Origin of the sequence: Halorubrum sp. SP9, from assembly GCF_005435015.1 — an archaeon.
In the GTDB taxonomy this organism is placed as follows: domain Archaea; phylum Halobacteriota; class Halobacteria; order Halobacteriales; family Haloferacaceae; genus Halorubrum; species Halorubrum sodomense.
Genome location: NZ_SGXU01000050.1, coordinates 1 through 13,385 on the forward strand (window position 1 = coordinate 1; position 13,385 = coordinate 13,385).

Consider the following 13,385-nt stretch of genomic DNA (forward strand, 5'->3'; position numbering starts at 1 on the left):
TGGTTGACTGATCGGCAAGTTATCGAATATTGTCTTGCGCGTTTCATCTGAGATGATTATCAGCGTTCCCATGTAGATCGTGGCACCGATGAGAACTAATCCGAACACGACCGATGCGTTGTGACCAATGACCCTGTGCGTTGACTCAACTGCTTCTAAAAGGAATACCGTAATTGCCATGATTATCGAGGCACCGATTTGTATCCCAATTTCTTTGACAGGGATATTTATCGTGAGTATCTTACTTACAGCATAATACGCATATACGAGGCTAATACCCGAGGAGAGAACTGTCGCAATTGCTGCTCCACGCCATCCAATCTGCTGAATCAGGATGAAATTCAGAAGGATGTTTGACCCGATAAACGTTCCATTGACTCTGAAGTCAATATCTGGTCTATCGATACCTTGAAGAACACCAGTCAACTGCTTTTGGTAGTCATATATGAGCACCGCAACGATCAACAGCACTAGTACCTCAAACCCCACGACAAAATCAGAGCCATATAGTCTCAAAATACGATCTCCAAGTAAGATACCCCCAAAAAGCCCGGGGATAACAAAGAGACCCGTATACTGTAGGCTCTTCCCCAATAAGTTGGCAATCTCGGTGTAATCATCTTTGTTTTCAAGTTGACTAAATTCCGGAAATAGAGTAGTCTCAATCGCGGAACCCAAGATAGTTAGAAACGAAGCAATATTCCAAGCTATCGCGTAAACTCCGATCAAATTACTAGGCACAAATAGCCCTAAAATCAGTATATCAGCGTAGTTGTTTGTCTTCGACTTTAATGATCCTAGCCATGAATATTTCGCAAACGAGTAGATACTCACTAGTCTCTCTCGCGTGTTTACCTGAGATGGTGACGGGAGATCTTCAACTTTGACCACGAGATAGACAAATCCGACGACAGCTACAGCTAGGGAAGACAACACCCACCCGAACACAAGGCCTGACAATCCAAGGCCAATACTAACCGCAGCAACTTGAAGAATAATACGGACAATTGACTGGATTGAGGTCAATATTCCCGAGATATGGACGTTTTGGGTTCCGGACAGCCCCGACCTAACGGTAGTCATTGCTGTCCCAGAGATAACAAGAATAACGAGGAAGTACGTTGAGTAAGGGTGTGTAATATAATCAGTCACCTGCTTAGAAAACAGAAAGAGAAAGAATGTAATGACTCCCGTTCCTACAGCAATGACTCCAAGGCCAACTTGGAAGTACTCTGCTGGTGCCTCACCCTCGCTCATCCGTTTCGTAATTGCTGGACTGATACCGGCCTCCACCAATACGCTGAGCCAACCAACCGAGGAAAGTAGGAGAAAGTATATTCCTAGTGTATCTGAACCAACTATCCTCGCAAAATAAAGAGTCGCAAGGAACCCGCCGGCTGATGTTACAATCTTCGATAGGAACTGGATTGCCGATGTTTGGCCAATCCTCATCGGTGGGTCGAATCGCGCCAACTCATTCTTATCCTTTGGGTATCCAACATTGCCGTTCGTTTTGACAACTGTAATCTATCAGATGCCAGTTTAAATACTTGGTTTTGGAGAATTTCGGACGACGCATTGATTATAGGGATTATCGGTTACTTGTGTCTGAGAGTTAACGATATTTTACGTTGCCTGAATCTGTTTGAGAGGAGAAGGTACATAAATATCGGCTCGAATCAATCGATCAGACTATGAACATCGATACGCGACTCGCTGACCGGCCTGTGTTTGTTACAGGCGCCGATGGCTTTGTTGGTTCACATCTTACTGACCGTCTTGTTGAGGCCGGTGCTGATGTCCATATTTTTGTTCGAGCAACCTCCAGTGGAGAGCTCAAGAACATCCGACACCGAACAGAAGAGGTCACGATTCACCGAGGCGACCTGCGTGACCCCCATTCGGTCAAGCGGGCACTCTCCGCTCTGGAGGGGTACAGCGATACGTTGATCTTCCATCTTGCCGCGCAAGCACACGTCGGCGAATCGTGGGAACGACCCTACGAAACGATCGATACCAACATCAAGGGGACGCTCAATCTCTTACAGTCGGTCGTCGATTTGGACTTGGACATTGCCAAATTCGATACGGCAGGGACCAGCGAGGAGTACGGCAACGTCAAAGACGAAATGGCGGAAAAACACGACTTCGAGGAAGACGGCCGCGTTCTCCTGTCCGAACGGTCACCCGTCAATCCGACGAGCGTTTACGCGACTTCGAAACTCGCGGCGGACTTCCTGACGATGAATTACCACGATGCGTATGGTCTTCCAGCCGTTACGACGCGGATGTTCAACAACTACGGTCCCCGTCAGAACCCACGCTATATTACCGGGACGATCATCACGCAGGCCTTGGAACGAGATATCGTCGAACTCGGGAACCTCCAACCAAAACGGGACCTCTGTTACGTCGAAGACGGTGTTCGCGGCCACTTACACGTCGCCTTAGAAGGAACTCCTGGCGAACAGTACGTGTACGGATACGGCGAGAACATCTCGATGCGCGACTGGACGAATCTCATCCTCGACGTTGGCGATGAGGAGGGATACTGGGGCCGTCCGGAGATTGTTCAGGCGGAGGACCGATACCGACCCGGAGACAGCGACGTCGAGGAGCTGTTGGTCGGATACGAGAAGCTCAACGAGGAGACCGGCTGGGAACCTCAAGTGGAATGGCGTGAGGGGGTTCGGCGGACGATCGACTGGTACGCGAATAACAAAGAGGACTGGTATGGACGGGTCGACTGGCGATGACCGAGTGGCACCGTTCAACCGCGGATTACTGGAACGGAAAGTCGGTGATGGTTACAGGCGGTGCCGGGTTCCTCGGTGGCCATCTAACCACGGAACTCAAACAGCGGGCGGATGACGTAGACGTATTTGTTCCGCGAAGCGACGAGTACGATCTACGGAAATCATCGGACATTCAGCGCGCACTTCGCGACTCTGATCCCGATATCGTTTTACACCTCGCGGCAACGGTGGGTGGGATCGGCGCCAATCGAGCGAACCCGGGAAAGTACTTCTACGAAAATGCGGTGATGGGTATCGAACTTATCGAGCAAGCCCGCCTCCACGGCGTCGAGAAGTTCACAATCCTCGGGACGATCTGTTCCTACCCGAAGCATACTCCTGTCCCATTCAGCGAAGACGACCTCTTCGACGGGTACCCAGAAGAAACAAACGCTCCGTATGGGATCGCCAAGAAGGCGTTACTCACCCAATCTCGAGCGTACCGCAAGCAGTACGGATTCAATAGCATCTATTTGATGCCGGTGAACCTGTACGGCCCCGAAGACGACTTCGATCTCGAGAGTTCACACGTAATTCCGGCAATAATCAGAAAATGCGTTGAAGCGCGGGAGCGAGGAGATGATTCGATTACTGCGTGGGGGAGTGGCGAACCGACAAGAGAGTTTCTCTACGTGAAAGACGCGGCAGACGGGATACTGACCGCGACGGAGCGGTATGACGAGTCTGCTCCGGTAAACCTGGGAAGCGGCATCGAAATTTCAATTCACGACCTCGTGGAGACCATTGCCGATGTAACGGGGTTCCAAGGTGAGATCAAGTGGGATACGTCCAAGCCAGATGGCCAGCCGCGTCGGAAATTGGATACGACGCGTGCGCGTGAAGAGTTCGGTTGGAAGGCCACCACCGAATTTCGGGAAGGTCTCAAGCAGACGGTAGCGTGGTACGAATCACACCGCCAGGAGATTCTCAATGACTAACTCTGTCGAACGGATTCCAGACGACGTGTGGGCAGAGGTCGTCAAACACATGCCGATACCCTCCGTCGATCTCGTGGTTATGTGCGCCGACGGAATCCTCCTCGCGAAGCGTCAGAACGAACCCGCTAAAAGCGAGTGGTTTGTTCCCGGTGGGAGAGTTCGTAAGGGAGAGCGTCTTTCAGAAGCTGTTGAGCGTGTCGCGCAGGAGGAACTCGGCGTCAAGGTCTCAATTGAGGAGCGGTTAGGCGCTTACGACCACCTCTACGACACCTCCGACGTGGACGAATCTGGTGGAAAACACTACGTCGCAAACGGATTTCTCGTAACCCCGGAAACAGAGTCATTTTCGCTCGACCCACAACACAGCGACTTTTCAATCTTCGCGGTCGACTCATTACCTGACTTACACCCCTACGTCGAGGCGTATTTTCGCGCTGCCTCAATCCGTCCCGACTCAGCCAATCGAAGTCCATACGAATAAGCCCTTCCGGCGAATACCCACCGCTAATGTCGGAGCGTTCCTCTCTCGTCGCCGGCGGGGCTGGGTTCCTCGGGAGTCACCTCTGTGAATCTCTCCTCAACGACGACCACCAGGTGTACTGTCTCGATAATGAAAGCAGTGGTCAATCTCAAAACATCGAAACTTTCCGAAATCGAGATCAGTTTACCTACATTAAAGGCGATGTCTGTGACCTCCCTGATCTCCCCTCGGTAGACGAGGTGTACCACCTTGCGTCACGAGCGTCTCCGAAGGATTTCAAAGATCACCCGATAGAGATTGCTCAAAGTAATACGAAGGGGACCCAGAACCTGCTCGAATACTGCGTTAAACACGACGCACGAATGGTCTACGCCAGTACTAGCGAGGTTTATGGCGACCCAGAAGTCCACCCACAAACAGAAAATTACAACGGGAACGTAAATCTCCGCGGACCCCGCAGCTGTTATGATGAATCAAAACGCTTCGGGGAGACACTGACTGTAGCATACGAGAACGAATTCGATGTTGATGTTCGAACGGCAAGAATATTTAATACGTATGGACCTCGGATGAGGCCAAACGACGGCCGAGTCGTTCCAACATTTATCAGGCAGTCGCTTTCTGGAGAGGATCTAACAGTATACGGTGATGGAACACAGACGCGTAGCTTTTGTTATGTAGATGACGAAATTCGTGGGCTCCGTCAACTAATGGAGACAGAGGGCTTAGACGGGGAAGTCGTGAACATTGGAAGCAGAGACGAAGTGACGATATCTGAACTCGCGAAAATTATTCTATCTATCGTGGACTCAGCCTCTGAGATCACTCATAAACCGCTTCCCAAAGACGATCCAAAGCGCCGCCAACCTGACATATCGAAGGCTAATGAATTATTGGGATGGGAGCCGGAAATTAGTCTTCATGAAGGGATGACACGAACGATCCGATATTTCAGGCAGAACCAGTAGTACAGATGCGATTCGATGTGAGCTATTGGAAGCGTTTAGCGGCAAATTCGGTGGCAACAGCTGTTGATACCCCACTTGTAAGATCGGTTTTAGACGGATATATCAGCGATAGTGCCGCTTTGAAAGAGAGGTCGGTAAATAGTATCCAATACAGTAGTCAAAGGGATCTCCGTCTAACGACCCCAGAAAATGTCAGGGAGCTGCCTGATGAAATCCGGGAGTTAATCGGTGACCATCGGGTCTCCGAGTGGAGTGTACACACAGTTCAAAACGCAAATATAGTAGGACCAAGCGGCTTGACAGTGACCCCGGATAACACGTACACTTTCGCGAATGCGTTGGACAGCCGGTCACTACTTGCGCGACAAATAGCGTCGAGTGTTTCCTCTGGAGTTTTTCCGTCGTATAGTGACAAACCAACAAGCCAAATAGATCTCGCTGTGTCTCTCACGGGGCCATGGTCCACCGGATTTTTTCATTGGTTCGCCGAGTATCTGCCTCGATTAGAAGGGGTCAGACACTTTGAGTCAGTGACTGGGGAAAAGCCGACAGTTATAATTCCGAACAATCCACCAGATTGGCTGATAGACTCTGTTTCCTTACTCGGATTCGAGTCTGACAGGATCGTGGAATGGAGTGGTGGGCGCGTAGCCGTTGATCGGCTTATTGTTCCGGAAGTACGTCACATACCTGTCCAGCAAGGCTATATTCATGATCCATTTGGTATAGAGTGGGTAGGGCAACAATTACGCGAGAATGTTTCCCCCTCAACTCAAAGATGGCCGTCTCGTGTATACATATCTAGAGATGATGCCGATGAACGGCGTGTGGTTAATGAAACGCAAGTCGTCCGTCTTCTGGAAGACTACGGCTTTTCTCGTGTGATTTTATCAAACCTTTCGCTCGCTGAACAGATAGTGCTGTTCTATCAAGCAGACGTAGTTATTGGGCCGCACGGAGCAGGCCTTCTGAATGCTGTATACAGCGAAGATGTTCAGGTGATAGAGATCTTTGGAGATTATCGAAACGCCTGTTATTACACGATGAGTGGGTTGGAAGGAATATCGTATGCTTGTATTATTGGAGAACAGAGGAATCAGGATATACGAATTTCTCCGGATACCCTACAAGAACTGCCCCTAATAAAGAATCAACCATGAGTTACAGTAGACGTGATCTCATGGTCAACGTTACTTCTTATACCGCAGAAATTATCAGTACTGTTTCATTAAAAAAGGGGCTATATACTTATGCTGAGGAGATACTCGGGTCAACCGTCTCCATCAACCACCAGACTGGAGTTCACATTTGATCCGTGAAAATGAGTATCAAGGGTCGAAATGCGCCATCAGACTCGGATTTAACATGACCCACTACAAAAACAATATCAACCGTAAAATATGCGTGTAGCGTTATTAAATTCTCACGACTCCGGTGGCGCAGGGACAGCGACGAAGCGCATCCACCGTGGACTCCGCCAGATTGGGGTTGACTCGAAGATGCTAGTTGACAACAAGGACAGTGATGACCCTCATACCGTGGGACCGGGAAGCACGCTCCGGACCGGCTATTCGATGCTGCGGCCCTTTGTCGATCGGTTTCCCTTGCGACTGTACGGTGGATCTGACGGTGTCTTCTCCCCGAACTGGCTCCCGGAAGATATTAACAGACGGATCAACCGTTTGGACCCCGACCTAGTTCATCTGAACTGGGTAGGTGGTAGCTTCCTTTCTCCGAGTAGCGTTGCTGATATAAATCGACCAATAGTGTGGCGATTCCCAGACATGTGGCCGCTGACCGGTGGCTGTCACTACGCTCGTGATTGCCAAGGTTACACCGAGTCGTGTGGACAGTGCCCAGAGCTGGGAAGCTCCCTTCCATGGGACCTCTCCCGGTTCACGATGTCACGAAAGCAGCGAGCCTTCCCCGAAGCGGACATTACGGTTGCGGCTCCGAGCACGTGGCTGGCAGAGTGTGCTCGTGAGAGTACGCTCTTCGGTGACCGCCGGATCGAGGTGATTCCAAATGGTCTCGACACTGAAAAATTCAGACCGTGGGATAGTGACCTCGCCCGAGATATGTTTGGAATTGATCGAAACGAGACAGTTATTCTGTTCGGATCTGTGGGGCCGACATCAGATCCTCGAAAGGGATTTGATCTTCTGTCGGCCGCACTTGATGACATTCACGATGCCGATAATGACCTCCGCCTCGTTATTTTTGGTGCGTCAGAGCCAGCAGACGGGGATAACTTGGCACACCCAACGACCTACACTGGTTATCTGAACGATGAAGAGAGTCTCGCGCTACTGTACGCAGCCGCTGATGTGATGGTCGTCCCATCACGTTACGAGGGATTCGGACAGACGGTTTCGGAAGCTATGGCCTGCGGGACGCCGGTGGTCGCGTTCGACGCCACGGGTCCGAGCGACACGGTCGATCATCGAGAAACCGGGTATCTCGCAGAACCATACGATCCTGATGACCTCGCGGCGGGGATTGAATGGGTACTTGCTGATGAGGAGAGACGTATATCGTTGAGTCATAATAGTCGTAAAAAGGCCGAACGAGAGTTTGCGTTGGAGGTAGCTGCTGAGCGGTATCTCGAACTTTATAATACGGTGTTGTGAAACTGAGGCCCATCTTCGGACAGCCTTTTATCACCAGCCACTCACAGACACCCAATACCTGAATGACTTCGCCGATTACCAAAATATACAACTCGCTCATTCGACCGTACACCCCAAAGAAAATTGCGTCATTTAACGGAGTTCCCGTCCGGGGCGTACACCTGTTGGATGCGACTGACGAGTTTCCGGAATACGAAGCAGCCTTACTTGAAGGCATTCGGAGCAGCGTAGAGTCAAACAACACAGTCGTCGTTGTGGGTGGCGGTAGAGGAGTGTCCAGTGTCGTAGCGGCTCGCCAATCGGCACCGAATGGTCACGTCACTACATATGAGGGAGGAGCCGAACGGGTTCGTGTTGCTCGGGAGACAGCCGTATTGAGTCGGGTAGCAGACTCCGTTTCGATCGAACACGGTATTATTGGCTCGGGAATTGATATCGCTGGTGACGGGTCAGATGCCATCTCACTCGAACCTGATGCCCTTCCTGAATGCGACACGCTTATACTCGACTGTGAAGGCGCCGAGTTAGAAATTCTCGAGTCGCTCGATCAGCGTCCACAGTCAATAATCGTAGAGACACACGCTTTTCTCGACTCGCCTGAGTCGGCGGTTCGGACCAAACTTGACGACATCGGGTATACGATCGTGAACCGAGGAGTTGAGTTGGATGAAAAAGGGGTCTATGTACTTACTGCTGTAAGATCGGAGGATAAGTAATCCGATGATGCGCCTACTCAGGAACACCGGGGACGGTCGGGGGAATTGCTGATGTGTGGTATCTGGGGATATGTTGGGAATCGGCCAATTCAAGTAGAGAACGCATGGGATGGCCTCTGTGCCCTTACCGATCGTGGGCCAGACGCATGGGGCATGTATGTCGAAGGTGACGGACGCGTAACGGATAGGCAGTCATTGTCCGTAGAAAGTACTGAGGTAGCAATTGGTAACCGTCGACTGAGCATCCTCGACCTGTCAGCGGCGGGAACGCAGCCGATGGAATTCGAGGGCTCATGGATCGTTTACAATGGCGAGGTGTACAATTATCGAGAGATTCGAGACGACCTCAGAGAACTTGGACACGAGTTCACCTCGAATTCCGATACCGAAGTCATCCTCCACGCCTACGCTGAGTATGGGTCCGCGTGTGTCGAACAATTTCGTGGAATGTTTTCCTTCGTGATCTACGATGCTGAGTCAGGGCAGATTTTCGCCGCTCGTGACCGGTTCGGTATCAAGCCGTTCTACTACAGTGAGTCGAATGATCGGTTCGCGTTCGCTTCAGAAGTTACATCGCTGCTAGACGGAAGCGTCGTCGATCGGGAGCTCGACCCGATAAGCGTAGATGGATTTTTGACCTTCGGATATGTGCCGGGATCTCGGACTATAATTGATGGTGTGCGGTCGCTCCCCCCAGCGTCCACTCTCACGCACGATCGTTCGACCGGTGACACAGAGATCGAACAGTACTGGAGACCGTCATTTGACCGTCAGGACCAGGACGGTGATCTCCGTGGCCTGCTTGAAGAGAGTATCTCGCTCCGGCTTAGATCAGACGTGCCAGTTGGCGCATTCCTTAGTGGTGGGCTCGATTCGTCGACGATTGTCGCGATGATGCGGGAACTCTCGGACAATAATCGCGAGGATTTACACACATTCTCTGTCGGGTTTGAAAGTGAAGCCTTTGATGAGTCCTCGTTTGCGGAAACTGTCGCAGAGCAGTTTGAGACGGATCATACATCTAAGGTGGTTGGTCCAACTGATATTCGCGAGCATCTCGGCGATATTATCGCCTCAATGGACCAGCCAACCATCGACGGTGTAAACACGTACTTCGTCTCGCAAGCCGCCGCAGATGCGGGACTGAAGGTAACACTATCCGGGCTCGGAAGTGACGAATTGTTCTTTGGGTACCCGACCTTTGATTCAGTATCGCGTCGCTATCGCGCAGCAAAGTACCTACACACGATTCCAAAGCCGGTTCGGGACGTCGGGGGAAGGCTGCTCTCGCGATACAGTGAGATTATAGGCTCCTCCACACTTGAGGCAGCCGGCGACGCAGTATCGGCGAAGTCGGCATTCGGTGCTGCCTATCTCAGTGCCCGTGGGCTGTTTTCACAGCAGTCGCGTAGCCGCCTCCTGCCAGAAACGTCTCGTATCGATTGGGACGAGTGTGTTGGCGAATCGGCCATGAACCAACTTGGTGTGACCGATGACCGGAATGTCGTGTCACAGACGGAATTAACCTGGTACATGCGTGATCAACTTCTCAGACAAACAGATACAATGTCGATGACCCATTCGCTTGAGGTCCGCGTCCCGTTCCTTGACGGACCGCTCGCTGAACACGTGCTTGCGCTTCCACCAGATAGTAAGGCACGTGGCGAGAAGGATCTGTTAAAAGAGACTGTGAAAGATATTCTACCACTCGACGTAATCGAGAGGGATAAGACAGGATTCACATTCCCGTTTGCTGAGTGGCTGCGCGACGACCTATCCGATATCGTTGAAGACGCGTTCTCTGAGCAACAGTTATCTGAGACGCCGATCGACGCCGACGCTGCGGCAGTCATCCAAAAGCAGTTTATAAATGGGGAACGGCACTGGTCACGTGTATGGGCGCTCACAGTCCTTTCGCTGTGGATCGGCGAACATCTTCACGAGGATGAGCGATGAGCGAAAAGAAAACTGAAGCCAAAGCGCAAACCGACGACCCCTTTGACGGCTGGGAGCTGGAAACTCCGGTCGCGATGATGGTGTATAACCGACCGGAGCATACGGCCCGTGTGTTCGACCGGATCGCTGATGCCGAACCGCCGGTACTACTCGTCGTTGCTGACGGCCCTGTCGAGGGCGACGGGGAGGATAGCGAGCGGTGTCGGGAGACGAGAGCTGTGACCGAGGCAGTCGACTGGGACTGTACGGTGTATCGTGACTATGCGGAGACCAATATGGGAATCAAGGACCGGTTTCAGTCTGGACTGGACTGGGTGTTCGAGACGGTCGATGAAGCAATAATTCTCGAAGACGATTGCCTACCAAACCGGAGTTTCTTCCGATTTATCGAGGAGATGTTAGACGAGTATCGTGAGGATGAACGAGTGATGGACGTTTCTGGAAGTAATCACTTGGAGACGTGGAAAGACGACGTTCAAGACTACCACTTCACCCGGTATGGCGGCATTTGGGGCTGGGGAACCTGGGCGGACCGCTGGGAGCTATGTAGACAGGACATGGAGGGGTGGAATGACCCCGAGATCAGATCTATTGTTGAAGGATATTGGGGTAGAAATAAACAATGGGATTATGTAAGAGAACTATATTATCAGGCAGAAGAAGGATTAATTGAGACTTGGGATTACCAATGGGGATTTACTAGAGCGGTCAACTGGGGATTGACTGTGGCACCATGTAAAAATCTTGTTTCAAACATCGGATTCGGTCCAGATGCGACAAATACGAAGACGGATAACTCAAACCTTTCTCAGATACCGACACACAAGATGTCTTTCCCTGTCTCCACACGAGCGAGTACAGGGACAGACCCAGATTTTGACCGGGAGTATTTCTTTTTGATCTCGTCTACTTGGGATCGGTACCCAGTGTTACAACGTGTGAAACGGCTATACACTACTTACATCCTCTAACTAGTTTGTTGATCAAAAAATGAAAACTACAACATCTGGCACTACGTAATTGTATTCTCGGTGACTCAGTTATCCTTCGTAACAGTCAAAACGCGAATATCGTCCTCCTTCTCCAGTTCGGACTCCTCGTCCAGTTCCTCCACAGAAAGCACTGAATAGCAACTGGGGAGTGCCTCGATGACTTCTTCTGTCGGTGCGCCAAGTCGTGGATGGGTTTCAACCACTAAGTTTCGCGGACGAATAGACATAGACCGTAGTATATCCAGTTCGGCGCCTTCGCAGTCAAGCAGCAACACATCGCATTCGGGGATCTCTTCTGGAGATATATTCTTTGATTCGTCAACAAGATCACCGAGGAACGACTCTTTCACTTCACCAACAGCAGCATTTACCACCGAGACAATTTCCCCGACCTTGCTAAGTTGTGCGGTTTCTTTTATTACCTCGACACTTTCTCTTGAAGGCTCGTATACCGTAACCGATCCTTCATGACCAACTTCTCTTGCTGCAACCACTGCTGATACACCGTATCCACCACCAATCTCAACGATGTCGTCTCCCGGTTCTACAACCCGGTGTATCGCGTCAATGAAGGTAGCTTCCCATCCCGGACGCACATCCGTCTGGTCAAAGAGCTTCGGCCTTCTCACTGGAACACCATTGAAAGCCGCTATCTTTCGAGGGAGAAATCGGCGTACTGTTTGATTATATATCTTTTGAATCATTGGCTTCCTCTAATGCTGTCTCGTCGCTTCGCCTCTAATGTTTGTCGAATATGAATGAGGTTCCAGAGTACTGCCGCAGTTATAATGAAAAAATTGAAAATGATAGAACGGGGTCGGCGTCGTTTCATAACTGCACTATTCTCATCATAGTCCAGAAACGGGTTACAACCGGTATTGTATAATTGGGCTATTGAGCGAAGAATACCTGTAAGTGGGTCGTGTTTGATTGAGACACGGAGTCGGTTTCTCATAGCGAGCCACGCCGACTTCACCGGTGTCTCTTCCATAGTACCCATCGAATGGTGCCAGATTGGTATGTTCGTTCGGGCAAGTTTGAATCCAGCCTTTTTCGCACGTATCTCCAAGTCGGTCTCATCACCGTAAATAAAGTATTCCTCGTCAAAGAGACCCACCGATTTGAAGACATCAGTGTCGAACAACGCCGCCATCGAATCAATATATCCATCCTCGTGTTTATATTCCAACTCCTGCCAATTTTCAACAGACTCGTTGTAGTCCTCCAATGGGATTCGTTTTAGTCGGCCGTGTACATCATATCCGACGATACCGATATTCGGATCTGACTGAGCGGCTTCAATTGCACCCTTGATCCATTTGGGGTGGACACGAATATCATTGTTCGCAATAAGAATAAATTCGGCCGCATTGTCCATCGCGTATCGCACTCCTACATTGTTTCCGGCAGGCACACCACGGTTTTCACTCTGCTTGAGTATAGTTACCGACGGATAGTTGGACTCCAGATATTCAACTGATCCATCGCTTGAGTTGTTGTCTACGACCACCAACTCGAAGTTCTCGTAATCAGAATCTAGAACAGAGCCAATGCTGTACTTAAGATGATCAATTCCATTGTAATTCAACATTACGATGAAAACCTTGGGTTCATTTGTCACGCGGAATCACCTCGTAAAAACTCTATCATCTTCGATAGAAACATAAATTGCCTTGAAAAACAAGATGGTTCAGGGGATCCCCCTCGTTTTAGGAGGCCTACAGTTACTTTCAGTTCATCAACAAAAATCTGGACGCCTTCACTCAATTGTGATCTATATCCGTTATTTCTCATATCGTCATACTCGGTGTGACCTTACCTGTGTCTTTCGAACCACCTAAGAGTTTAACAATACGCTCTTCCGTAGGAGATTGTTGATACTGGCGAGCTGTCGCTGTCGTGTCGAAGA

General features: G+C 50.4%; 12 protein-coding genes. 9 read left to right on the forward strand and 3 right to left on the reverse strand.

The features are described 5' to 3' along the window. Window positions 1-1,452 (reverse strand): oligosaccharide flippase family protein (locus tag EXE45_RS15595; protein WP_137694845.1); only part of this gene is annotated, 1,452 nt, incomplete at its 3' end. A gap of 242 nt (window positions 1,453-1,694) precedes the next feature. Here EXE45_RS15595 and EXE45_RS15600 point away from each other — a divergent pair. The 9 genes from EXE45_RS15600 (at window position 1,695) to EXE45_RS15640 (ending at window position 11,455) form a co-directional block, all read left to right on the forward strand. Then, complete coding sequence (locus EXE45_RS15600; RefSeq protein WP_137694846.1) at window positions 1,695-2,756, forward strand: GDP-mannose 4,6-dehydratase; 1,062 nt, start codon at window positions 1,695-1,697, stop codon at window positions 2,754-2,756. After that, complete coding sequence (locus EXE45_RS15605; RefSeq protein ID WP_137694847.1) at window positions 2,753-3,733, forward strand: GDP-L-fucose synthase; 981 nt, start codon at window positions 2,753-2,755, stop codon at window positions 3,731-3,733. The genes EXE45_RS15600 and EXE45_RS15605 overlap by 4 nt, the downstream gene beginning before the upstream one ends. Beyond that, window positions 3,726-4,214 carry a GDP-mannose mannosyl hydrolase gene (locus tag EXE45_RS15610; protein ID WP_137694848.1) on the forward strand — a complete coding sequence of 163 codons (489 nt, stop codon included), beginning with the start codon at window positions 3,726-3,728 and terminating at the stop codon, window positions 4,212-4,214. The genes EXE45_RS15605 and EXE45_RS15610 overlap by 8 nt, the downstream gene beginning before the upstream one ends. A gap of 26 nt (window positions 4,215-4,240) precedes the next feature. Beyond that, on the forward strand, window positions 4,241-5,182 hold the full coding sequence (locus EXE45_RS15615) for a UDP-glucuronic acid decarboxylase family protein (protein WP_137694849.1): 942 nt from the start codon (window positions 4,241-4,243) through the stop codon (window positions 5,180-5,182). A 5-nt stretch (window positions 5,183-5,187) separates the two neighbouring features. Then, a complete protein-coding gene (locus EXE45_RS21725) occupies window positions 5,188-6,342 on the forward strand; it encodes a DUF563 domain-containing protein (RefSeq protein ID WP_137694850.1) in 1,155 nt (384 codons plus the stop codon). Between the two features lie 240 nt (window positions 6,343-6,582). After that, window positions 6,583-7,812, forward strand: a complete 1,230-nt coding sequence (locus tag EXE45_RS15625; RefSeq protein WP_137694851.1) for a glycosyltransferase family 4 protein — start codon at window positions 6,583-6,585, stop codon at window positions 7,810-7,812. A 164-nt stretch (window positions 7,813-7,976) separates the two neighbouring features. Continuing rightward, window positions 7,977-8,528 (forward strand): FkbM family methyltransferase, encoded by a 552-nt coding sequence (locus EXE45_RS15630; RefSeq protein ID WP_206750475.1) that lies wholly within the window; start codon window positions 7,977-7,979, stop codon window positions 8,526-8,528. A gap of 51 nt (window positions 8,529-8,579) precedes the next feature. Beyond that, window positions 8,580-10,484, forward strand: coding sequence for an asparagine synthase (glutamine-hydrolyzing) (gene asnB, locus EXE45_RS15635; protein ID WP_137694853.1), 1,905 nt, complete (start codon window positions 8,580-8,582; stop codon window positions 10,482-10,484). Further along, complete coding sequence (locus tag EXE45_RS15640) at window positions 10,481-11,455, forward strand: glycosyltransferase family 2 protein (RefSeq protein ID WP_137694854.1); 975 nt, start codon at window positions 10,481-10,483, stop codon at window positions 11,453-11,455. The genes asnB and EXE45_RS15640 overlap by 4 nt, the downstream gene beginning before the upstream one ends. 65 nt (window positions 11,456-11,520) lie before the next feature. Here EXE45_RS15640 and EXE45_RS15645 read toward each other — a convergent pair whose 3' ends face one another. Then, a complete protein-coding gene (locus EXE45_RS15645) occupies window positions 11,521-12,180 on the reverse strand; it encodes an FkbM family methyltransferase (protein ID WP_137694855.1) in 660 nt (219 codons plus the stop codon). After that, window positions 12,177-13,097: a glycosyltransferase family 2 protein gene (locus EXE45_RS15650; RefSeq protein ID WP_137694856.1), complete on the reverse strand. Its 921-nt coding sequence runs from the start codon at window positions 13,095-13,097 to the stop codon at window positions 12,177-12,179. The genes EXE45_RS15645 and EXE45_RS15650 overlap by 4 nt, the downstream gene beginning before the upstream one ends. Window positions 13,098-13,385 lie beyond the last annotated feature (288 nt).

Excerpts from the sequence above, each read along its gene's own strand:
- EXE45_RS15600 (WP_137694846.1), top strand. The coding sequence starts at position 1,695 with ATGAACATCGATACGCGACTCGCTGACCGGCCTGTGTTTGTTACAGGC.
- EXE45_RS15605 (WP_137694847.1), top strand. The coding sequence starts at position 2,753 with ATGACCGAGTGGCACCGTTCAACCGCGGATTACTGGAACGGAAAGTCG.
- EXE45_RS15610 (WP_137694848.1), top strand. The coding sequence starts at position 3,726 with ATGACTAACTCTGTCGAACGGATTCCAGACGACGTGTGGGCAGAGGTC.
- EXE45_RS15615 (WP_137694849.1), top strand. The coding sequence starts at position 4,241 with ATGTCGGAGCGTTCCTCTCTCGTCGCCGGCGGGGCTGGGTTCCTCGGG.
- EXE45_RS21725 (WP_137694850.1), top strand. The coding sequence starts at position 5,188 with ATGCGATTCGATGTGAGCTATTGGAAGCGTTTAGCGGCAAATTCGGTG.
- EXE45_RS15625 (WP_137694851.1), top strand. The coding sequence starts at position 6,583 with ATGCGTGTAGCGTTATTAAATTCTCACGACTCCGGTGGCGCAGGGACA.
- asnB (WP_137694853.1), top strand. The coding sequence starts at position 8,580 with ATGTGTGGTATCTGGGGATATGTTGGGAATCGGCCAATTCAAGTAGAG.
- EXE45_RS15640 (WP_137694854.1), top strand. The coding sequence starts at position 10,481 with ATGAGCGAAAAGAAAACTGAAGCCAAAGCGCAAACCGACGACCCCTTT.
- EXE45_RS15645 (WP_137694855.1), bottom strand. The coding sequence starts at position 12,180 with ATGATTCAAAAGATATATAATCAAACAGTACGCCGATTTCTCCCTCGA.